The sequence below is a fragment of the Myxococcus sp. AB025B genome, from assembly GCF_006518215.1.
Classification (GTDB): domain Bacteria; phylum Myxococcota; class Myxococcia; order Myxococcales; family Myxococcaceae; genus Myxococcus; species Myxococcus fulvus.
Window position 1 is genome coordinate 1 of sequence record NZ_SRLW01000038.1, and the last position, 22,548, is coordinate 22,548.

Sequence of the window (22,548 nt, forward strand, 5' to 3'; positions counted from 1 at the left end):
ACGCCGAGCTGCTCCGCGAACTCCACTGCACCCCCGCCGAGCGACTGCTCCTCATCCTCGCCGCGCTGCCCCACCTCCAGCCCGCCGCGCTCGACCCGCTCTTCCTGCGCAACCAGGCCCTGGACCGCCGCTTCACCGAGTTCGGCGGCGTCGTGGGCCAGTCCCACGGCGGCATCCTCCCCACCGGCGAGACAGCGCTGTTCCTCCTCGCCGGAGATGACCTCCAGGCGCGGCTGACGCACCTGCCCCTCTTCCACCCCGACCACCCGCTGTTCGCGCGCCGCGTGCTGCGACTGGAGCGCCGTCACCCGGAGGAGCCCCCGCTGTCCGCCGCGCTCCAGCTCACCCCCGAGGCCCTCGAGCGCCTCACCACCGGCGCCCACTACCAGCCGCCCTTCGGCCCGGAGTTCCCCGCGCAGCGCATCACCACGATGCAGGGCTGGGAGGACCTGGTGCTCGACGCGCCCCTGCGCGACGACGTCGAGGACATCATCACCTGGGCCCGCCACCAGGGGACGCTCCTGGAGGACTGGGGCCTGAAGAAGCAGCTCAAGCCCGGCTACCGCACGCTCTTCCACGGCCCTCCCGGCACCGGCAAGACCCTCACCGCGACCCTGCTCGGCAAGGCCACCGGCCTGCCCGTCTACCGCGTCGACCTGTCCAAGGTGGTGTCCAAGTACATCGGCGAGACGGAGAAGAACCTCGCCAGCCTCTTCGACCACGCCCAGCTCCAACGTTGGATCCTCTTCTTCGACGAGGCCGACGCCCTCTTCGGCAAGCGCACCGAGTCACGCAACGCCAATGACCACGCGGCCAATCAACAAATCTCCTACCTGCTCCAGCGCATCGAGGACTTCCCCGGCATCGCCATCCTCGCCAGCAACCAGCGCGCGCACTTCGACGAGGCCTTCGCCCGCCGCTTCCAGTCGATGATTCACTTCCCCATGCCCGGCCCCGCGCAGCGCCTGCGGCTGTGGGAGGCGTGCTTCAAGGACAAGCCCTTCCCGCTGGCCCCCGACGTGGACCTCGCGAAGCTCGCGCGCGAGCACGAGCTGTCCGGCGGCGCCATCATCAACGTGCTCCGCCACGCGTGTCTCAAAGCCGTCATCCGCATGCCCCAACAGCTGCGCGCCGCGGACCTCCTCCACGGCATCCACCGCGAGCTCCACAAGGAAGGCCGCTACACCCTCCCCTCGCGATGAAACCTGCTCAACACGCCGTGTCAGGGAACCTTGATTGACGAATCAATCCCTCTCTACCGTGAGCGACCCCTCGCAGTCCGGTGAGGTGCTCCATGGCGCAGCGTCTGCTCTCGCGGTGGTTCCCCCGTTCGTCCCTGTTCGTCGCATTGTTGATACCCGTCCTCGCGACGGCGGCGGTGCCCTCGCCGCTCCCGGTTGCCCACGGCGTGCTCACGGCCGCGGCGACGACGGGCTTCAAGTTCGTGGACATCCCGGTGGGCGACGGGGTGGTGCTCAAGGCCAACCACATCGCCCCGACGACGCCCGGTCCCCACCCGGCCGTCGTGTTCATCTCCAGTTGGGGACTCAACGACCTGGAGTACCTGGCCCAGGCCAAGGCGCTGGCCGAGCGGGGCTACGTGGTGCTGTCGTACACGCCTCGGGGCTTCTGGGCGTCGGGGGGTGGAATCGACACGGCGGGCCCGGCGGACATCGCGGACACCTCGCGCGTGCTCGACTGGCTGGTGGCGAACACACCGACGAACGCGGCGCGCCTCGGCCTCGCGGGCGTGTCGTACGGCGCGGGCATCTCCCTCATCGCCTCCGGCTTCGACTCGCGCGTGAAGGCCGTGGCCGCGCTCTCCGGATGGACGGACCTGGTGGCGTCGCTGTACGGCGGTGACACGCGCAGGCCCCAGGCGGTGGCGCTGCTGGACCTGGCCGCGCGCTTCCTCGGCCGTCCCAGCCCCGAGCTGCGGACCCGCATCGACGACTACTTCGCCAACCGGGACATCGAGGGCCTCAAGCAGTGGGGGCGCCTCCGCTCCGCCTCCACCTACGTGGACCGCATCAACGCCAACGCGCCCGCCATCCTCATCGCCAACGCGTACGGCGACAGCATGTTCCCTCCCAACCAGCTCGTCTCCTTCTTCAGCCAGCTCACCGGCCCCAAGCGATTGGAGCTCGCGCCTGGGGACCACGCCGTCGTCGAGGCCACGGGCCTGGTCGGCCTGCCCAACCCCGTGTGGACCAGCGTGACGCGGTGGCTGGACCAGCACGTCGCCGGCATCGACACGGGCATCGCCAACGAGCCGCCGCTCGTCCTGCGCACCTACGACGGCGACGTGGAGGGTTATTCCACCTGGGCCGCTGTCTCCTCCAGCACCCAGCGCCTCGGCCTGGGCGCCATCCGGCTGCTCGATGGCACCGGCACGCTCGGAGGCGCCCCATCCACGAGCGGCGCGCGGACCCTCTGGGGCGGCGTCGATACCATCGCCGACGCGGGGGTGCCGCTGCTGACCAACGGTCTGCAGGCGCTGACGGGAATCCAACCCATCGTGTGGCTGCCGGGCGTCAACCGGCTGCGCGCGGGCGTGTGGACCTCGCCGCCGTCCTCGCGCGAGCTGGCCCTGCGCGGCGCCGCCACGCTGCGGCTGCGCATCACCCCGACGACGGCCTCCGGCACCGTGGTCGCCTATCTCTATGACGCCGTGGGGGACTTCGGCGGCCTCATCACCCACGTGCCGCTGAGCTGGCACGGCGCCGCGCCGGGCACGCCGCTCGACCTGGACCTGGTGTTCCCCGCCACCGCGTATGACGTCCCGGCCTGGCACTCACTCGCGCTCGTGGTCGACACCGAGGACCCGCTCTACTTCAGCGCCAACACCTTCAATGCCACGCTGACCGTGGGCGGACCCTCCTGGTTGGATTTGCCGCTGCGCTAGCGTGAGGTGTTCCCACCCTCTCGGAGGGGGAGACTCCGGAAGGGTATGCCAGCACCCGCCCCCCCCTTCGCTGACACGTCAATGTCGCGTCGGTGCGGGCCAACGGACCTCCTGACACGTCAGCAAATCCTCGCAGGTCCTCGCGTCCCATTCGGTGACGCGATGGCCCGTGCCATGCAACTGTGCATACCCACACAGTCGTGGCAGAAGGCCGTGCGCGCGCTCAGTGCGACGCCCGGACGTGGAGGAACCCTTGAATTCTCGAAGTCATCATTCCCTGCTCGGAGGGCTGGCCGTTCTCTGGGCCCTCTCCGCTCAAGCGCAGGTCCAGCGGATTCCCAACCTGGAGCTGGAGCGGTTGCAGCTCAACCCCGGCGCCAAGGACAGCCTGGTGCTGTCCACCGGTGACTTGCTCCCGGACGGCACCTTCCGGCTGGGGCTCACGGCCCACTACGAGCGCAAGCCGCTGGTGCTGCTGCGCAACGACGATGAAGTGGGCACCATCATCTCGGACCGCGTGACGGTGCACCTGAGCGGCGCCTACGCCGTGACGGACTGGTTGGAGTTGGGTCTTCAAGTTCCCATCGTCTCGCAGTGGGGCCCGGACACGACGGCGCTCGGCTTCCAGACGCCGTCCACGCTCGCGCTGGGCACGCCGTGGGCGCAGGCGCGCGCGGGGCTGTTGTCCGAGGCGCGCGGTGGCCCGCTGGACGTGGGCCTGCACCTGGGCGCGGCGCTGCCTTTGGGCAGCAAGGACACGCTCACGCGGGACCAGGGCTTCGTCTTCACCCCCCGCCTGGGCCTGGGCAAGAAGGTGGGCGACGGCTGGCGCGTGGGCGCGGACGTGGGCGCGCTGGTGCGCACCAAGAAGTACGCGCTGACGCCCAACGCGGACCCGCTGCAGGACGAGCTGGGCGTGGAGATGAACGGCGGCGTCAACGTGACGGCCCACCTGTTCGGCCTGCGCGAGGAGCTGGTGGTGCGCGGCACCCTGCCGTTCGCGGACGCGCCCGAGTCGATGGAGGTGCTGCTGGGCCTGCGCTCGCCGGTCAAGGCGGGCACCGAGTTCTACGTCATGGGCGGCCCGGGCTTCGGCCGGACGCCCGGCACGCCCGAGTTCCGCGTGCTGGCGGGCGTCAACTTCGGCCCCCGTGACGATGCGCCCGCATGTGTCGCGGGCCAGCCCCACGAGCCTTCGCGCTGTCCCGACCTGGACGCGGACGGCGACGGCGTGACGAACGCGGCGGACCGCTGCCCCACCACGCCCGGCCTCGCCGAGCTCAACGGCTGCCCGGACGGGGACGACGACAAGGACGGCATCCCCAACCTGGCCGACAAGTGCCCCGCCCAGCCGGAGAACGTCAACGGCTTCCAGGACGAGGACGGCTGCCCGGATGACCCGGACTCCGACAACGACGGCGTCACCGACTCCAAGGACGCGTGCCCGAAGGAGCCCGAGGACAAGGACGGCTTCCAGGACGAGGACGGCTGCCCGGACCCGGACAACGACAATGACGGCGTGCTCGACGCCAAGGACGCCTGCATCAACGAGGCGGGCCCGAAGGAGAACCGCGGCTGCCCGGACCAGGACCGCGACAACGACGGTCTGGTGGACCGGCTGGACAACTGCCCGGACGAGCCGGGGCCGGTGAAGAACCACGGCTGCAAGCAGAAGCAGCTCGCGCAGATTGGCGAGGGCCAGATTCGCATCCTCGAGGCCGTCTTCTTCGAGAACAACAAGGACCTCATCAGCCCGCGCAGCTTCAAGCTGCTCGACGGCGTGGCCGCCATCCTCGTGTCGCACCCCGAAATCGAGAAGGTGCGCGTCGAGGGCCACACCGACAACACGGGCAAGGCCGACTACAACCTGGACCTGTCGCAGCGCCGCGCCGAGGCGGTGGTGAAGTACCTGGAGGGCAAGGGCGTCAAGCGCGAGCGGCTGGAGCCGCGCGGCTTCGGTCCCCAGAAGCCCATCGCGGAGAACACCACCAAGGCCGGCCGCGCCAAGAACCGCCGCGTGGAGTTCCGCATCGTCGGTGACGCCGAGGGCGTCGAGACGAAGAGCGGCGAGCCCACCGACACCCTCGAGAAGTGAGGAAAGACCTCTCATGCAATCCTCAGACATGCATCCCATTGTCATGAAGCGGGCCCTGACGGGCCCGTCCGTGGCCGCGCTCGCCCTGGCGCTCATCACCACCCTCACCGGCTGCCAGGAGCAGCAGCCCACCACGCTCGCCTCGACCGAGGCGCCCCGCGCACAGCGCTCCGAGCTGGCCGCCCCCGTCGTGGGTGACGGGCGCATCCAGCCCGGAGAGGAGTGCGACGACGGCAACACGGTGAGCGGCGACGGCTGTTCCGCCACCGGCACCCTCGAGGCGGGCTACCTGTGTCACGTCCCCGGACGGGCCTGTTCGCTCGCGTCGCTGTGCGGCAACAACGAGGTCAACCCGGGCGAGGCCTGCGACGACGGCAACACGACGCAGGAGGACAACGGCTGCTCGGCGACGTGTGATTTGTCCCTGTGCGGCAACGGTGCGTTCAACAACCGCCAGTGGCCCAACTTCGACCAGGAGGTCTGCGACGACGGCAACCGCACCGAGGGCGACGGCTGCAACCGGATGTGCGAGGTGGAGCCCGGCTTCGCCTGCTCCGGCACGCCCAGCCGCTGCGTGAGGGCGGGCATCGCCTTCTTCAACACGGGCGTGGACCAGAACAACCGCCGCCTGGAATCCGGCGCGGACCCGCACTGGTTCTACTCCGGCACCACGACGGGCGCGGCCGTCGGCGCGCGCAGCGCCGATGACTGGCCGCAGGAGGTCCAGACCGCCACCTTCATGGCGGCCCCGCTGGGCGCCCCCACCTGCGTCTACCAGGACTTCATCATTCCCTCGACGACGAACGTGGCGCAGTTCCGCATGCGCATCGCCATGTTCAACGACAACGAGTTCGACCACGCCACCGTCAACGGGCAGGCCTTCTCGCCCGTCACCGTGAGCGAGCCCCCGGGCTCGCCGTGGCAGAAGAGCATCATCCGTGAGTTCGGCACCACGGCGCCCTGGAAGACGGGCCTCAACCGGCTGGAGCTGTGCAACGAGAACGAGGAGTCGCCTCCCAACGCCTTCCGCTACCTCTTCGTAGACGCCTACGACGACCGCTGCGGCGACGGCGTGGTGTCCCCCCGCGAGGAGTGCGACGACGGCGACACGGACAGCGGCGACGGCTGCAGCGCCACGTGCGGCATCGAGCCCGGCTACGGCTGCAGCGGTCAGCCCAGCTCCTGCGCGGCCACGTGCGGCAACGGCCTGCTCAACTCCGGCGAGCAGTGCGACGACGGCAACCTCACCCCGAACGACGGCTGCAACGCGTCCTGCCGCGTGGAGTCCGGCTACGCGTGCCCCACCCCCGGCCAGGCCTGTGTCGCCACGTGCGGCAACGGCGCCATCGACCCGGGCGAGCTGTGCGACGACGGCAACCTCATGTCCGGCGACGGCTGCTCCAACGCGTGCCGCGTCGAGAACGGCTACGAGTGCTCGGGCGCGCCCTCCAACTGCGCGCCCACGTGCGGCAACGGCGTGCTCAACCCGGGCGAGCTGTGCGACGACGGCAACACGAACCTGGGCGACGGCTGCTCCAACGCCTGCACCCTGGAGCTGGGCTACACCTGCCCCACGGTGGGCCAGCCGTGCGTGAAGACGTGCGGCAACGGCACCGTGGACCCGGGCGAGACGTGCGACGACGGCAACCTGGAATCGGGTGACGGCTGCGCCACCGAGTGCAAGCCGGAGCCGGGCTACTCGTGCAGCCGCCCCGCCAGCGGTCCGTCCGTGTGTGTCGCCACCTGCGGCAACGGCGCGGTGGACGCCAACGAGGAGTGCGATGACAACAACACCGCCAGCGGCGACGGCTGCAGCCAGGGCTGCGCGGTGGAGTCGGGCTACCAGTGCTCCGGCGCGCCCTCCACGTGCACCACCGTCTGCGGCGACGGCATCCGCGCCGGCGCGGAGACGTGCGACGACGGCAACACCAACGCGGGTGACGGCTGCTCGGCCACCTGCGCCGTGGAGCCGGGCTACAGCTGCCCGCCCCCGGGCAACGTGTGCAGCCAGACGTGCGGCAACGGCGTCGTGAACCCGGGCGAGACGTGCGACGACAACAACACCACCTCCGGCGACGGCTGCTCCAACACGTGCGCCCAGGAGCCGGGCTACACGTGCAGCGGTCAGCCCAGCACCTGCGCCACCACCTGCGGCGACGGCACGGTGGCCGGCGGCGAGGTGTGCGACGACGGCAATCTGGAGTCCGGTGACACCTGCTCGCCGCGCTGCCTGTGGTCCAACGGCCAGCCCTGCGCCGCGTCCGGCGTCTGCGACAGCGGCCTGTGCAACCCCTACTCGAACGTCTGCGTCAGCGCCAACGTCTGCGGCAACGGGCTCCTGGACGAGGGTGAGCAGTGTGACGACGGTGACACCACCGCCAACGACGGCTGCAGCGCCACGTGCACCGTCGAGACGGGCTACAGCTGCACGGGCCAGCCTTCCGCGTGCGCGGTGACGTGCGGCGACGGCATCAAGGCCGCCGCCGAGGCGTGCGACGACGGCAACACCACCGCGGGCGACGGCTGCTCGGCCACCTGCACCATCGAGGCGGGCCACGGCTGCAAGAACACCGACGTGCACGCCCTCTACACGCGGCTGGGCCGCTCGCAGTGCACCAACGTGTCGGACATCGCCCAGCCGGACCTGGCGGCGCTCGCCGCCGAGGCGGCGCTCACGGTGCCGGGCCGCTACCGCGCGGCCTATGTCTCCGGCGCGGTGAGCTACTCGGGCGCCGACAACTGGTACCCGGGTCTGTTCGGCTTCAACCACGTCACGGGCGCGGGGACCCAGCGCTTCACGCTGGGCCGCCTGCCGCTGTCGGGCCCGGCCTCCGCCACCCGCGACGCGGCGATGGGCCTGGGCTTCGGGCACCACCAGGACTTCGATGCGCTCTCGGGCGAGGTGCGCCTGGCGCTCGTCGACACCGACTGCGCGGACAACAACAACACGGAGACGCAGGTGGCCTACCGGGTGGACTCGCTGTCCATCTGCCAGCTCATCCCCGTGCTGACGGACCCGGCGCCGGGCGGTGTGACGGACCCGGTCATCGGCGGCACCGGCTCGCCGGGCTCCACCATCGACGTCTACGTCGACGGTGGCACCACGCCGGTGTGCACCGTGGTGGTGGACGCCGCTGGCCGCTGGACGTGTGACCTGGGCAACATCCCCGAGGGCACGCACTCGGTGGTCCTCACCTCCACGGAGGTGGGCGCCACGGAGACGGCTCCGCCGGCCACCATCATCGTCGAGCTGACCCCGCCGACGACGCCCGTCATCACGGGTCCGGCCAATGGCTCCACGGTGTCCACCGGCACGCCGCCCATCAGCGGAACGTCCGACCCGGGCACCACCGTCACGGTGCGCGAGGGCACCACCGTGGTGTGCACGACCACCACCGATGCCAGCGGCAACTGGAGCTGCACGCCGACGACGCTGCCGGACGGCTCGCACACCCTCACCGCCACCGCCGTCACCCCGGAGGGCAGCCCCAGCGAGACCTCCGCCCCGTCGACGTTCATCGTGGACACCACCGCCCCGGGCGCGCCGGTCATCTCGGGCCCCGCGGGTGGCTCCACGGTGTCCACCGGCACGCCGCCCATCAGCGGCACCTCGGAGCCCGGCGCCACGGTGACGGTGCGCGAGGGTGGCACCGTGGTGTGCACGGCCACCGCCGACGCCAGCGGCAACTGGAGCTGCACGCCGACGACGCCGCTGTCCGAGGGTCCGCACACCCTCACCGCCACGGCCACCGACGGCGCGGGCAACACCAGCCCGCCCTCGGCGCCGGTGACGTTCACCGTCAGCACCACCGTGCCCGGCGCGCCCGTCATCACGGGGCCCGCCAACGGCTCGGTGCTGGCCGACTCCACGCCCGCCATCTCCGGCACCGCCACGCCGGGCGCCACGGTGACGGTGCGCGAGGGTGACACCGTGGTGTGCACGGCCACCGCCGACGCCAGCGGCAACTGGAGCTGCACGCCGACGACGCCGCTGGCGGATGGCTCGCACGCCGTCACCGCCACGGCCACGGACCCGACCTCGGGCAACGAGAGCGGGCCCTCCAACGTCGACACGTTCCGCATCGACACGCAGGCGCCGGACACGTCCTTCAGCCGCACGCCAGGCGCCAGCTCCGGGAACACCGAGTCCCCGTTCGGCTACGCCTCCAACGAGGAGGGCGTGACGTTCGAGTGCAGCCTGGACAACGGGCCCTACGTCGCCTGCCAGGACACCTACGACGTCCGCGAGGGTGAGCACGTCCTGCGCGTGCGCGCCATCGACAGCGCGGGCAACGTGGACCCGACGCCCGCCGAGCACCGGTGGACGGTGCTCAACTCGCGCGCCTTCGCGGGCGGCGGTTGCAGCGCGGCGCCGGCCTCGTCGGCGGGCCTGGCCCTGCTGACCCTGCTGGGCCTGCGCCGCCGCAAGGCGCGTCGGTAGTCCGTCTTGCACCGCCGGGGGGTCCACATCCCTTCCCCCAGTCCCCTGCCCCGGGGACTCGTGGACCTCCCGGCGGGTCTCCCCGCCTCGTCGCGCAACCCCGTATGCTGGGGGCCGTGGACAAGGCGGGGAAGACGCAGGAGAGGTACGAGGAGGAGCTGCTCCTCGCGCTGGACTACGGGCTCGTCTCCGCCCAGGAGGCGACCGCCCTGCGCGAGGAGGCGCTCGGCCTGGGCAGAAGCCCGCTGGAGCTGTTGCGCGCTCGCGGCGGGGTGAGCGAGCACACGCTGAGCACCCTGCGCGAGGAGCTCGGCCCCCCGTTGGAGGACACGGCCAGTGGTGGCGCCCCGCTGGAGGCCACCACGCTGGACCCGCGCACGCCCCCGGTGGCGCCCCCCGTCGCCGCCCTGGCGGAGGACGCGAGCGAGGCCCCCGTCTTCCCGGTGCCGGACTGGAACCGCTACCAGCCGGTGCGCTTCCTGGGTCAGGGCGGCATGGGGCAGGTGTTCCTGGCGTACGACCCGCTGTTGCGCCGCAACGTCGCGCTCAAGTTCGTGAAGGGCGGAGACCCGGAGCTGGCCAGGCGCTTCCTGTCGGAGGCGCGGGCCCAGGCCCGGGTGCGCCACGAGCGGGTGTGCGAGGTGTACGAGGTCGGCGAGGTGCAGGGGCGCGGCTACATCGCCATGCGCTACGTGGACGGCCAGCCGCTCGGGCAGCTCGCCGCCACGCTGACGCCGGAGCAGAAGGTGCTCGTGCTGCGGCAGGCCGCCGAGGGCGTGCACGCCGCCCACCGCGCGGGCCTGGTGCACCGGGACATCAAGCCCGGCAACATCCTGGTGGAGCGCACCGAGGACGGCGGCTACGCGCCCTTCGTCATGGACTTCGGCCTGGCGCGCGACTGGCGCGAGGAGGCGGGCCAGAGCGGCGTGGTGATGGGCACGCCGCACTACATGGCCCCCGAGCAGGCCCGCGGGGACACGTCCCGGTTGGACCGGCGCGTGGACGTCTACGGGCTGGGCGCCACGCTGTACGTGCTGCTCACCGGCCAGACGCCCTTCGCGGGGAGCGGGCAGGACGTCATCACCCGCCTGCAGACGCAGGAGCCGCTGCCGCCGCGCGCGGTGGACCGGGACATCCCCGAGGACCTGGAGGCGGTGGTCCTCAAGTGCCTGGAGAAGGAGCGCTCGGCCCGGTACGACTCGGCGCGCGCGCTGGCGGATGACCTGGAGCGCTTCCTGGGCGGGGAGCCGGTGCAGGCGCGGCGGGGCGTGGGCTACCGGCTGCGCAAGAAGGCGCGCAAGCACCGCGTGGCCTTGAGCCTGGCGGTGGCGGCGCTGACGGTGGTGGCGCTGGCGCTGGGGCAGGCGGTGGTGGCGCGCAAGGAGGTGGCCGAGCGCGAGCGGCTCACGCGCAGCTTCACCGAGCGGGTGGAGCGCATCGAGGCGGCCGCGCGCTACTCCTTCCTGTCGCGCCTGCACGACACGCGCGAGGACCAGCAGGCCCTGCGCGCCAGCATGGACGCGCTGGAGGTCGAGGTGCGCGAGGCGGGCGAGCACGCGGTGGGCCCCGGCCACTACGCGCTGGGCCGCGCGCTCCTGGCCCTGGGCGACGTGGAGGGCGCAAGGGCGCGGCTGGAGTCCGCGTGGCGCCACGGCTACCGCGAGCCCCGCGCGGCCTGGGCGCTGGCGCTGGTGCTGGGAGACCAGTACCGGGAGAAGCTGCTGCTGGACGTCGAGCGGAGGAGCCAGGAGCAGCGCGAGGCGCGCCGGCGCGAGCTGGAGCAGCGCTACCGCGACCCGGCGCTGGCCTACCTGCGCCAGGCCGAGGGGCCGGACGTGCCCGCGCCGCCCTTGTACGTGAAGGCCCTGTTCGCCTTCCATGAAGGCCGTCACGAGGAGGCACTGGCGCACCTGGACGCCATGGGCAACACCTGGCCCTGGTTCTACGAGGCGCCCCTGTTGCGCGGCGACGTGCACCTGGCCCGCGCCACCGCGCGCTGGCACCAGGGCGACAGCGCGGGCTCCCAGGCGGACCTGGAGGCGGGGCGGCGCGCGTATGCCCAGGCCATCTCCACCGCGGAGAGCCAGCCGGACACGCACTACGCCCTGGGGCGCCTGGAGCTGGCGGCGCTCGTGATGGAGCTGTACGGCTCCGGCGACGTGCAGCCCCCGTACGAGCGGGGCCTCGCCGCCCTGGGACGCGCGCTCCAGGCCGCGCCCGGACACCACCGCTCGCTCATCGTGCTGTCGCGGCTGCACCGCCGGCTGGGCGAGCAGCACGCCAACCAGAACGCGACGGACGTGGAGGTGCTCTTCGGCAAGGCCATCGACGCGGCCAGGGCCGCGCTGAAGCTCGCGCCCCCCGCCGAGCGCGTCACGCTGGACCTGGCCATCATCCACCGGCTGTGGGCGCGCCACCTGCAGCGGCTCTCCCAGGACCCGCGCGAGCAGCTGGGCCACTCCATCGAGGCCTTCGAGCAGCTGGGGCCCGAGGAGCGCGACTACGCCTTCCACGCCAACCTGGGCGTGACGCATCAGGTGTGGGCCGACTACGAGAGCGGACTCGGCCTGGACTCGCTGGAGCACCAGGGCAAGGCCATCGACGCCTACCTGGCCGCCATCCGCCTGCGCGACACCCAGGCCGACGCGTGGATCAACCTGGGCAATGCCTACCGCGCGAGGGCGGGCCTCACCCGGGCGCCGGACGCGCAGGGGGACCTCACCCGCGCGCTGGAGGCCATCCAGCGCGCGCTCGCCCTCAACCCACGCAACGTCATCGCCTGCTACCAGGGCGCGGACGTGTCCGAGCAGCTGGCGCGCTGGCGCCAGGAGCACGGCCAGGACCCGAGGCCCGACCTGGAGCGGGCGCTCGCGCTCTACCGCCAGGGCCGCGACATCAACCCCAAGCTGCCCCAGCTCGCCAACGGCCTGGGCGCGGCCCTGCTGTGGTGGGCCGAGCAGCGCTGGGAGGAGGGCGAGGACGTCGAGGCGCTCCTGACGGAGGCGCGCGAGGCCTTCGAGCAGGCGCGCGAGGCGGCCCCCCAGCAGAGCTACGCCTACAACAATCTGGGCGAGGTGGAGGCGGTGCGCGCGGGCTTCCTCCTGGCGCGCGGGCAGGACCCGTCCTTCGGCCTGAAGACGGCGGAGGCCGCCTACCGCAAGACGCTGGAGATGATGCCCGGCGACGCGGACATCTGGACCAACCTGGCCCGCGTGCACGTGCTCGCGGCCACGCACGCGCTGCAGGAGCGGCGCGACGTGGCGCCCAGGCTCACCCGCGCGCAGGAGGCGCTGGACCGCGCCCGGCAGCTCAACCCGCGCCTGGGCTACGCGTGGCGCTACCAGGGCGCCCTCTTCGACGTGCACGCGCGCGAGCGGGTGCGCCTGGGCACCGCGAAGGAGGAGGACTTCCGGCGGACCGAGGACGCGCTCGCCCAGGCGGTGGAGCTGTCCCCCCAGCGCCAGGAGTACGTGCTGGCGTCGAGCGAGCTGGCGCTGGCCTGGGGGCGCTGGAAGGCGCGCCAGGGCGGGGACGCGACCGGGGAGCTGACGCGCGCCCTGGAGGGCGTCGAGCGCATCCTCGCGGCCCGGCCGGAGTGGGCCCGGGCACGGCTGCTGCGCGCCGGGCTCCTGTGGGCGCTGGCGGAGGGCGCCACCGTCCCGGAGCAGCGTCAGGCGTGGACGGCGCGCGCCCGCGAGGACGCGGAGCAGGCGCTGGCGAAGAACCCGCACCTGGCCTCGACGTGGAAGGCGCGGCTGGCACCGGACCTGGAGCTCTCCGTCCGGCCCGCCGCGCCCTGAGGCCCACGCCCGATTACTTCTTCGGGTCCTCGGGCGGGTCCGTCGTCACGTCCAGGCCGCCCTTCTTCGTCTCCGCGTTGGAGCCGATGAAGCTCGCGGCCTGGGACGGCGGGGGCGCGGGAATCACGACGTCGAACGGGTAGAGGCGCTTGAGGCACGTCTGCGTCACATGCTGGTCGCTCTCCTGCGCCAGCGGATTGGAGGTGTCCAGGGTGAAGGAGCCCGGCCCCGAGAGGCAGGTGGTCCCGTCCTTGAAGACCACCTGGGCGGAGGAGATGCCCTGCAGCTTGAACTCCACCTCCTCGCCGTGCTTCACGATGTTCGAAGGGCTGTAGCTGATGTCGTCGGACGTGATGGTGACGGTGACAGTCATGGGCCGTGACTCCTTCCGGGTTGGAACCGCAGATGCGCGGTGTGGGTTGCAGGCACCGTACCAGAGGCGACCGACGTGTCCGTCCCTCGGAGCGGGTGCTTCACCCGCGCACGGCGCGCGCACGCGGACACGTCAACGACGTGTCACCCCCGGGGACTGACGTGTCCGGGGTGATTACGCGTCCGACAGGCCCAGCTCGCGCACGCGGCGCTGGAGCGCGCGGCGGGAGACCTCCAGCCGCTGCACCATCTTGTCCAGGTCCCCCGCGCACTCCTGGAAGCAGCGGGTGATCTCCTCCGGGCTCAAGTCCCGCGCGGTGCGGATGAGCGAGCTCTTGTCGATGAGCACGTAGACGGACGGGCGGGGGATGCCGAGGAAGTCCGCGGTGGCCTTGAGGTCCCACGAGCACGCGCGCAGCGCCTCGAGCAGCTCGTCCTCCCCCACCTCCGAGGGCTTGCGGCGCGAGGACTTCGCCTCCCCCGCCTCGGGGACACCCGCGCCGGCCGGGGCCAGCACCCGCCCGGGCACCGGCAGCGACTCGGCGTCCAGCGTCTGCTCCAGCCGCGAGTCCACGCGCAGGCCAGGCAGGCCGCGGCTGCCGATGACGAGCTGCCGGGTGACGTTGCGCAACTGCCGCACGTTGCCGGGCCACGCGTAGCGCAAGAGCCGCACCGCGACGGACGCGGGCAGCCAGGGCGCCGCGCGCGGGTCCGTGGGCGACAGCCGCCAGCCCTCGCCCGTCGTCTCCAGCTCCTGCCGGGCGAAGTGGAGGAACAGCGGGCCGATGTCCTCGCGCCGCTCGCGCAAGGCAGGCACGCGCAGCTCGAAGCCCGCCAGCCGGTGGAGCAGCGGCGCCTTGAACAGCCGCTCCTCGATGCGCGCCTCCAGGTTGGAGTCCGTGGCGGCCACCAGCCGCACGTCCACCGGCACCGGCGTGTGCCCGCCCACCGGGTACACCTCGCCCGTCTCCAGCACGCGCAGGAGCGCGGCCTGCACCTCGGCGGGCGCCTCGCCCACCTCGTCCAGGAACAGCGTGCCGCCATGCGCCGCGCGGAAGAAGCCGTCCCGGTCTCGGCTGGCGCCCGTGTACGCGCCGCGCTGCGCGCCGAACAGCTCCGAGGCCACCAGCTCCTTGGAGAGCGCGCCCAGGTTCACGCTGACGAACGGCCCCGAGCGGCGCGGCCCCTGCTCGTGGATGGCGCGCGCCACCAGCTCCTTGCCCGTGCCCGTCTCGCCGCGGATGAGCACCGGCACCGCCAGGTCCGCCACCCGCAGGATGTCGTCGCGAAGCTGCTGGATGGACTGGCTCTGCCCCACCAGCCCCAAATCCCGGTGGACCGACGGGGCCGCCGTGGACGCCAGGTGCAGCAGCAGCACCACGCGCTCGGCGAGCACCAGCGGCACCCCGGCCACCAGCTCCTCCCGGGTGAACTCCCGGCCCCCGGCCACCGACTCGCCGGCCACGCACACCTGGGTGCCATCCTCCGGCACGCGCAGGCGCAGGCCCCCCTGGGCCGCGGGCTCGAAGAGCACCGGCGTCCGGCTCAGGAAGGGGTCTCCCAACGGCAGCGCCAGCAGCCCCCCGGGCCGCGAGAAGTCCGGGGCGTTGCGCGACAAGGCCGCCGTCCGGCCCACGCTGGCGAGCACCTCCAAGAGGAGCTGCTCTCCGATGCGCTGGGGGTGGGGATGAGACACGACAGTCAGCGCTGGCACACTCCGCGGGGCCGTCGCGGGTGGGCCTTTCGTCTGCACGGCGGTCGTCGACATGTCGGCGGCGAGCTTCTGCTGCATGGGGCTGAGTTCGGTTTACAGGCGCTTCCAACCTATCAGCCTACACCGGCTCGACAGGGGTTGTTCGCCTGGACCGCTTTCACCGGACAACCCGGCGCCTGTCCGCCTCAGGCCTCCCGCCGCGCCACCTCATTCCAGGGAGGCTGGAAGAGGGCCGGCGCGGCCCGGGAGCGTCTCCCCTACGCGGTGGAGGTCATCCACCGCGTGCGGGGCGTCTGCTTCAGGGGGTGGTGCCCGCCGGGGTGGACGCGGGTGCGGACGCGTTCTCCTCGGTGGTGGTGCTGGTGCTCGCCGCGGCGGGCTTCTCGGCGGCGGGCTTCTCGGCGGAAGGCTTCTCCGCGGCGGGCTTCTCCGCGGAAGGCTTCTCCGCGGCGGCCTTCTCACCGGGCGGCGGGCCGCGCTTGGCCTCGGCCGCGGCGGCGCGGACCTGCTCGCGGGCGCGCTGGGCCACCTTCGGGTTGGGCGCCAGAATCATGAACATCAAGCGCCCTTCCATCCGCGGCGGCTGCTCCACCACGGCGACATCCTTCAGGTCCTTCGCCACGTCGTCGAGGATGGCGGTGCCCTGCTCCTTGTGCGTGATTTCACGCCCGCGGAACTGGATGACGACCTTCGCCTTGTCGCCCTCTTCGATGAAGCGGCGCGTGTTGCGGACCTTGAAGTCGTAGTCGTGGTCCTCCGTCTTCGGACGGAGCTTCACTTCCTTCAGGTGGACCACGACCTGGGCGCGCTTGGCTTCCGAGGCCTTCTTCTTCTCCTCGTACTTGAACTTGCCGTAGTCCATGATCTTGCAGACTGGCGGCGAAGCCATCGGGCTGATCTCGACGAGGTCCAGACCCTCGGAGCGCGACTTCTCGAGCGCGGCCTCGAGCGGCATGACGCCGAGCTGCTCGCCACCCGAGCCGATGACACGGACTTCGCGGGCGCGGATGCGGCGGTTGGTCCTCTGGTCGCGGCTCTGGCCGCGGCTGCTTCTCTGATCACGAAGAATGTTGCGCTCCTTCGAAGGGGTGTAGGACCTGCTACCCAAGGGTGTGGCAGGTCGCGAAGTTACGGCATGGCTCGGGTGAACCGAACCTCGAATCTAATCGCTCCCTTGCCCGGTGAGAAAGGGAGCTGGCGGGGTGAACACGCCCCCGGGGCGAGGACTAGCCCACCGGCGGACATAACACCAGGGCCCCCGTCGTGCCCTGGAATCCCACGCGTGGGGTCAGCCAATGGACGGAGCCGCGCGGCGGTGGGCCCGCCACTCCTCGCGGGTCTGCCCCCACAGCTCCACCGTGGCGGCCTCGAAGGGGGCGGGGAGTCTGCCGGGCCCCCTCAGGCGCGAGCCCAGCCGGTGCGCCACCTGCTGGGAGGGGGCGTTCTCCGGAGCGATGGAGTGGATGATGTCCGTCCAGCCCAGGTGGTCCACCGCCCAGTCCATGGCGGCGCTGGCGGCCTCGGTGGCGTAGCCACGGCCCCACGTCTCCTTCAGCAGGGACCAGCCGACCTCGGTGCCGGGCCAGCCCTCCGGGCACCAGGGCCCCACCCGGCCAATCCACCGGCCCGTGGAGCGCTCCAGGACGGAGAACATGGAGAAGCCCTGGAGGGCCCAGCCGCCGGCCATCCCGCACATGCCGCGCCAGACGACGGAGCGTGGCTGCACCCCGCCGATGTGCCGCGCCGAGTCCGGGTCGGACATCAGGGCGACGAAGCCCTCGAAGTCCTCGAGCGCCGTGGGGCGCAGGATGAGGCGCGCGGTTTCAATCCTCGGTCCGGGTGCTTGCATGGGGTCCCTCGCGAAGAGCCAAGGCGCGGGAGGGTGGCACCCGCCCCCCACCGGGGCAAGCGCCGTGGCGGCCTGCTCCCACAAGGCGGGCTTCTTCGCGCCTTTATCGGAAAGGGGGCATGGCGGGCCGTCTGCCCGGACAGGGCGGGGGCGCCTCGCTACGACAGGGCACCTGGAACGACGACGAGGGCTTTTCCATGTGGACCGACACGCGCGTGGCACGGAAGCTGGGGACCCGGCTCCCCCTGGTGCAGGGGCCGTTTGGCGGAGGGATGTCCTCGACGCGGCTGGCGGCGGCCGTGTCCGAGGCGGGGGGGCTCGGCTCGTTCGGCGCCCATCACCTGAGCGCCGAGAACATCGAGGCCACCGTCCGCGAGCTGCGGGGGCTCACCTCGCGCCCGTTCGCCATCAACCTGTGGGTGCCGCTGGAGGGAGAGAAGGCGCTGCGCCCGACGCCCGCGCAGTTCCAGGCGGCCGTCGAGCGGCTGAAGCCCTGGTACGACGAGCTGGGGCTGGCGCAGCCCACGTACCCGAGCGCGTTCTCCCAGGACTACGAGGCGCAAGTGGAGGCGGTGCTCGCGCTCAAGCCGCCGGTGTTCAGCTTCATCTTCGGCATCCCCTCGGCGCGGGTGCTGGAGGCGTGCCGGGCGGCGGGCATCCTCACGGCGGGCACGGCGACGAACGTGGACGAGGGGCTGGCGCTGGAGGCGGCGGGGGTGGACCTCATCGTCGCCTCGGGCAGTGAGGCGGGAGGCCACCGGGCCTCGTTCCTCCGGCCGGCGGAGGAGTCCCCGGCGACAACGGCGCTGGTGCCCCAGCTGGCGGACCGGGTGAAGACGCCGCTCATCGCCTCGGGTGGCATCGCGGATGGGCGCACGGTGGCCACGGCGCTGGCGCTGGGGGCCGAGGGCGTGCAGGTGGGCACGGCCTTCCTCGCGTGCGAGGAGTCCAACGCGAGCGACGCCTACCGGCAGGCGCTGCGCCAGGAGTCCGCTCGGGGCACGGTGCTCACGCGCGTGTTCTCCGGACGCTACGCGCGCGGCATCAAGAACCGCTTCCTGCGGGAGATGATGTCGCACGAGCGGGAGGTGCCGCCCTACCCCATCCAGAACTGGCTCACCCAGCCACTGCGCCAGGCGGCGGCCCGGCAAGGACGCGAGGACCTGTTGTCGCTGTGGGCGGGACAGAACGCGCCCCTCATCCGGCACACGCGCGCGGCGGCGCTGGTCGACTTCCTCGAGAAGGACACCACGCGTGTGCTGGGTCGGCTCGCGGGACTGTAGAGGCCGGGCGCTCACGCCTCCGTCGCCCGCGCCGGACGACGGGCCTTGAGCCGCGTCACGGCAACAGCGCCCGAGCCGAAAGACGGGCTTTGAGCCTCGTCACGACGACAGCGCCCGAGCCAGACGACGGGCCTTCAAGCCTCGTCACGACGACAGCGCCCGAGCCAGACGACGGGCCTTCAAGCCTCGTCACGACGACAGCGCCCGAGGTGGAGCGCTCCGCTGCCCGCCCCGCCTTGACGGGGCGGGAAGTCCCGTGCTCAAGCACCGCCCATGTCGGACGCGAGTGACTCCAGCACCGCCCTGTCTCCCGCAGCCCCGGCGTCCCCTCCCCCGGGGACGTCGCGCCGACACCCCTTCGTCCGGTGGTGCGACGAGCAGCAGGGACCACTCCTCGCAGCGCTCGCGGGGCTGCTCACGTTCCTGGCGACCCTCGGCGCCGGAGCGCTCCAGCCTGGGAGAATCGGCTGGCTCATCCGCGACGACTTCAGCCAGCACCTGATGGGGTGGCTCTACTTCCGGCAGGCCCCGCTGGGCTTCCCGCTGGGGTCGACCCCCAATTACATCCATCCGCTGGGGACCTCGCTCGGGTACACGGACTCGATGCCCTGGGTGGGACTGCTGCTGCGGCCCCTCTCCCCGCTGCTGCCCACGACCTTCCAGTACGTCGGCCCGTGGCTGTGCCTGTGTCTCATGCTGCAGGGCGCGGCCGCGGCCTGGGTCGCCCAGCGTCTGGGCGCCACCAAGCAACAGCAGGCGTGTGTCGGCGCGCTGCTGGTGCTGTCCCCCACGCTGCTGTCGCGGATGGCCCTGTCGCACGTCGCGCTCTGCACCCACTGGCCCCTGGTCCTGCTCGTGGGGTTGCACCTCATCCCCCAGCCAGACGCGCGCGCGGCACGCCAGGCCCTCTGGCTCGCGCTGGCGCTCTGCGTGTTTACCGCGGGCATCCACCCCGTCATCGCGGTGATGACGCTGCCGCTCGCCATCTCCCTCTGCGTGCGCACCGCGCTGGAGCGACAGCTGCCCGTGAAGGTGCCGCTGCTCGCGGCCGTGGCGTGTGTCGCGGCCATGCTGGGGCTCTTCTTCGTGTTCGGCTACCTGGGCACCCGAACTCCCGTGGGCGCGGGCGGCTTCGGCGAGTTCTCCGCGGACCTCAACACGCTCTTCAACCCGCACGGCCACCACTACAACTGGTCGCGCCTGCTGCCCTTGCTGCCCCGGCTCGGGGGACAGTACGAGGGGTTCGGCTACCTCGGCGCCGGAGGGCTGCTCGGGGCCCTGCTCGCGGCCGTCCTGCTCGCGCGCCAGCCCACGCCGCACCTCGCGCTGTGGCGACGCTGGCTCCCCGTGAGCGTCTTGTCCGTGGGGCTCGCCTTCTTCGCCCTATCCTCGCGGGTGACCTTCCTGGGCAAGGACGTCGCCGACCTGTCCGCGCTCTATCGGCCCGTGCTGCCATGGGTCGAGGCGTTCCGCTCCTCGGGACGCTTCATCTGGCCGCTCTACTACCTGGTGCTCCTGGGCGGAGCGCTGGTCCTCGCCAGGAGGCTGAGCGCCGCGCGCGCCACCCTGCTCGCGGGCCTGCTGCTCGGCCTCCAGGTGATGGACCTCAACCTGGGCGACGGGCGACAGGCGAACCAGGGCGCGGGCCGCTGGGGCACGCCCCCCTCTCCCGCGCTCACCGCGGCGTCGAAGGGACGCGAGCACCTGGTCCTCTACCCACCGCAGATGCATGACAGCTCCGGCCGTGGCTGCCGCGCGGGCCCCATGGACTACCACCGCTGGGCCTACCGCGCGTACCTGCTGGGCCTCACCTTCAACAGCGGCTATGTGACACGGCTCGACGACGCTCGCGCCCAGGAGTACTGCCTGGGCCTGGACGCGGACATCGCGGCGGGCCGGTTGGACTCGCGCACCGTCTACCTGTCCATCCCCGCGCGCGCGGCCCAGCTCCAGCGAATCCCGGGCACTCGCTGCACGCCCGAGGATGGCCTCTGGCTGTGTGTCCACGACGCGCCCTCGGACGCGGCGCCCGTGACGGGCCGCTGAGGGCTCACGTCGTCGGAGGCGGCTGCGTCGGCTGCGGCTGCGGCTGCGCGGGGATGATGGCCGTCAGGTTGGCGTAGATGGTGGAGCAGATGAGGTCCAGTGGCAGGTCGTTGTCGTCGTGGCCGAAGGGGTCCTCGATCTCGACGCCAATCTCCTCGATGCCGAAGAACACGTACGCGACGATGAACGTGGCCAGCACCGTCAGCCCGCCCAGCGCGTCCAGCAGGGCGAAGGGCAGCGTGTAGCAATACACGAGCAGCGCGCGGCGCAGGTGCATGACGTACGCGAAGGGGATGGGCGTCTTGCGGATGCGCTCACAGCCGCCCAGGTAGTCGAGGAGGAGCTGGACGTTCTGGTCCAGCTGCATCTGCACGTACTCGGAATAGCGCCCCTCGCGGCGGCCGGCGTCGAGCAGCGAGCTCAGCTTGCGAGTCACCGCGAAGGGCACGTGCTGGGCGCCCATCACCTGGGCCACCTCATCCGCGGGGAGCTCCTGCGCCAGCGGGCCCAGCGACGCCTTGCCTCGCAGCGACGACGCGGAGGCGAAGGGGAAGGCCGCGGTCCACCTCAGAATCGCGGTGTAGAGGACGGGCTGGGACTGGAGGAAGACGCCCGAGGCGCGCGCCAGGTTGCGCGTCTCGTTGACAATGCCGCCCCAGAGCTTCCGGCCCTCCCAGAAGCGGTCGTAGGAGGAGTTGGTGCGGAAGACGAGCAGGAGGCTCAGCGAGATTCCGGCCAGGGTGTGCACCGTGGCGGGGATGCTCACCGAGCGGACGTGGGTGTGGAAGAGGGCGACGCCCAGGGACCACAGGACGCAGACCATGACTCGGGCCACGATTTCGCGGACCATCGAGCCCTTGAGGTAGTGGAAGTAACTCCACCAACGATGCGGGTCGTACTCAACCATGGTGTCGGTGGGCGTAACCTGCCACGCCCTCGTCATGAGGCCGCAACCTTTTTCGGAAGGGGTGTCGCGCCAACTACTCCGGCGGCTGTGCGATGAGGCGGGAGAGGAGCGCGAACCCCGGCCCCTCCAGGGGCACGCGTCCCCGGAGTGCGGCGAACAGCGACCACCCGTGGTCCGCCAGGAGCACCACGCCCGTGGCCGCCGTGGGCACCAGGCCGATGAAGCCCACATAGCCCCCCATCACCGACGAGCACCACGCCACGGTGTGGCCCCTCACCTGGGAGAGCGACCAGCCCAGCCCCATGCGCACCTTGCCCGCCTCCGCGCGGGGAACCCAGGTCATCGCGAGCGCACGCGCCAGGCCCGCGTCCTCGCGACCGAGGCACGCGTCGAGGAAGCGCAGTTGGTCGAGCACGGTGGAGTGGAGCGCGCCCGCGCCGGGGAGCGCGGGGAAGGTCCATCCGGGCACGGGGCGGCCCCTCGCGGTGTGACCTGGGAGGAGCCTGGGCGCCAGCTCCTCCGTCACGCGCGTCGAGGTGTCGCTCATCTTCAGCGGCTTGAAGAGCCAGTCGCGGAGCGCGTGCCCGTAGTTGACGCCCGCGCGGCGTGAGAGCGCATGTCCCAGCACGCCCATGCCGAGCAGGGACTCGGAGAAGGGGCGCGGGGGGGGAGCGGTCGGGTAGTAGCCGCGCAGGAAGTCGCCGAAACGCTGGGCGGAGTAGTGACCGAACGGGTCCTCCGGTCGCGACTCGGGCGCGTCCAGGTTGGGCGGCAGGTGGGGCATCCCGGAGGTGTGGGTGGCCAGCTGCTCCAGGGTGATGCGCCCCGCGTCGGCGTCGGGAAGCAGCGCGCGGGGAATCACCTCGCCGAGCGTCATGTCCAGCCGCGCCTGGCCCTTGTCCACGAGCAGGGCGAGCAGCGCGCCGGTGAAGACCTGCGTGAGGCCGCCCAGGCCGAAGAGCGCCTCGTAGGCGGGAGCGTTGCCCTGCTTCCGGTAGGTCTGGACATGCCACTCACCGCGCCAGGTGACGCCGGCGCACAGCGCTGCCGAGCGGTAGCTCCGCACATAGCGGCGGGTCTCCTCCTCGATGAAGTCGACGGCGATGGACGGGGGTGGGGTCACCAGGCTCCTCTAC

At 72.0% G+C, this 22,548-nt stretch carries 13 protein-coding genes; 7 read left to right on the top strand and 6 right to left on the bottom strand.

Features of this window, described 5'->3' with window-relative positions:
* From FL311_RS08710 to FL311_RS08730, 5 genes are all read left to right on the top strand, one after another.
* The coding region (locus tag FL311_RS08710) for an ATP-binding protein (protein ID WP_141324477.1) at window positions 1-1,202 on the top strand (1,202 nt) is incomplete at its 5' end.
* A 92-nt stretch (window positions 1,203-1,294) separates the two neighbouring features.
* Window positions 1,295-2,905 (top strand): CocE/NonD family hydrolase, encoded by a 1,611-nt coding sequence (locus FL311_RS08715; protein WP_141324478.1) that lies wholly within the window; start codon window positions 1,295-1,297, stop codon window positions 2,903-2,905.
* A 253-nt stretch (window positions 2,906-3,158) separates the two neighbouring features.
* Window positions 3,159-5,000, top strand: a complete 1,842-nt coding sequence (locus FL311_RS08720) for an OmpA family protein (RefSeq protein ID WP_228556759.1) — start codon at window positions 3,159-3,161, stop codon at window positions 4,998-5,000.
* 13 nt (window positions 5,001-5,013) lie between these two features.
* Window positions 5,014-9,441, top strand: coding sequence for a DUF4215 domain-containing protein (locus tag FL311_RS08725; RefSeq protein ID WP_228556760.1), 4,428 nt, complete (start codon window positions 5,014-5,016; stop codon window positions 9,439-9,441).
* Window positions 9,442-9,545: 104 nt separating this feature from the next.
* On the top strand, window positions 9,546-13,241 hold the full coding sequence (locus FL311_RS08730; RefSeq protein WP_194869125.1) for a protein kinase: 3,696 nt from the start codon (window positions 9,546-9,548) through the stop codon (window positions 13,239-13,241).
* Between the two features lie 13 nt (window positions 13,242-13,254).
* On the opposite strand, the gene FL311_RS08735 is transcribed toward FL311_RS08730, so the two are convergent.
* The 4 genes from FL311_RS08735 to FL311_RS08750 form a co-directional block, all read right to left on the bottom strand.
* Complete coding sequence (locus FL311_RS08735; protein ID WP_141324480.1) at window positions 13,255-13,614, bottom strand: hypothetical protein; 360 nt, start codon at window positions 13,612-13,614, stop codon at window positions 13,255-13,257.
* A gap of 174 nt (window positions 13,615-13,788) precedes the next feature.
* Window positions 13,789-15,405 carry a sigma 54-interacting transcriptional regulator gene (locus FL311_RS08740; RefSeq protein ID WP_141324481.1) on the bottom strand — a complete coding sequence of 539 codons (1,617 nt, stop codon included), beginning with the start codon at window positions 15,403-15,405 and terminating at the stop codon, window positions 13,789-13,791.
* Between the two features lie 220 nt (window positions 15,406-15,625).
* A complete protein-coding gene (gene infC, locus FL311_RS08745) occupies window positions 15,626-16,396 on the bottom strand; it encodes a translation initiation factor IF-3 (protein ID WP_141324504.1) in 771 nt (256 codons plus the stop codon).
* A 219-nt stretch (window positions 16,397-16,615) separates the two neighbouring features.
* Window positions 16,616-17,176 carry a GNAT family N-acetyltransferase gene (locus FL311_RS08750; RefSeq protein WP_141324482.1) on the bottom strand — a complete coding sequence of 187 codons (561 nt, stop codon included), beginning with the start codon at window positions 17,174-17,176 and terminating at the stop codon, window positions 16,616-16,618.
* Between the two features lie 119 nt (window positions 17,177-17,295).
* Here FL311_RS08750 and FL311_RS08755 point away from each other — a divergent pair, with 119 nt between their 5' ends.
* The gene (locus tag FL311_RS08755; protein WP_228556761.1) at window positions 17,296-18,459 is read left to right on the top strand and encodes a nitronate monooxygenase family protein; all 1,164 of its coding nucleotides are present in this window, start codon (window positions 17,296-17,298) and stop codon (window positions 18,457-18,459) included.
* 273 nt (window positions 18,460-18,732) lie between these two features.
* A complete protein-coding gene (locus FL311_RS08760) occupies window positions 18,733-20,505 on the top strand; it encodes a DUF6311 domain-containing protein (RefSeq protein WP_141324483.1) in 1,773 nt (590 codons plus the stop codon).
* 4 nt (window positions 20,506-20,509) lie between these two features.
* On the opposite strand, the gene FL311_RS08765 is transcribed toward FL311_RS08760, so the two are convergent.
* Entirely contained in the window at window positions 20,510-21,448 is a 939-nt protein-coding gene (locus FL311_RS08765) for a bestrophin family protein (protein WP_305036142.1), read from the bottom strand.
* 37 nt (window positions 21,449-21,485) lie between these two features.
* On the bottom strand, window positions 21,486-22,535 hold the full coding sequence (locus tag FL311_RS08770; protein ID WP_228556762.1) for a serine hydrolase: 1,050 nt from the start codon (window positions 22,533-22,535) through the stop codon (window positions 21,486-21,488).
* Window positions 22,536-22,548: the final 13 nt, after the last annotated feature.

Excerpts from the sequence above, each read along its gene's own strand:
- FL311_RS08755 (WP_228556761.1), top strand. The coding sequence starts at position 17,296 with ATGGCGGGCCGTCTGCCCGGACAGGGCGGGGGCGCCTCGCTACGACAG.
- FL311_RS08735 (WP_141324480.1), bottom strand. The coding sequence starts at position 13,614 with ATGACTGTCACCGTCACCATCACGTCCGACGACATCAGCTACAGCCCT.
- FL311_RS08760 (WP_141324483.1), top strand. The coding sequence starts at position 18,733 with ATGTCGGACGCGAGTGACTCCAGCACCGCCCTGTCTCCCGCAGCCCCG.
- FL311_RS08725 (WP_228556760.1), top strand. The coding sequence starts at position 5,014 with ATGCAATCCTCAGACATGCATCCCATTGTCATGAAGCGGGCCCTGACG.
- FL311_RS08765 (WP_305036142.1), bottom strand. The coding sequence starts at position 21,448 with ATGACGAGGGCGTGGCAGGTTACGCCCACCGACACCATGGTTGAGTAC.
- FL311_RS08730 (WP_194869125.1), top strand. The coding sequence starts at position 9,546 with ATGCTGGGGGCCGTGGACAAGGCGGGGAAGACGCAGGAGAGGTACGAG.
- FL311_RS08715 (WP_141324478.1), top strand. The coding sequence starts at position 1,295 with ATGGCGCAGCGTCTGCTCTCGCGGTGGTTCCCCCGTTCGTCCCTGTTC.
- FL311_RS08740 (WP_141324481.1), bottom strand. The coding sequence starts at position 15,405 with ATGCAGCAGAAGCTCGCCGCCGACATGTCGACGACCGCCGTGCAGACG.
- FL311_RS08750 (WP_141324482.1), bottom strand. The coding sequence starts at position 17,176 with ATGCAAGCACCCGGACCGAGGATTGAAACCGCGCGCCTCATCCTGCGC.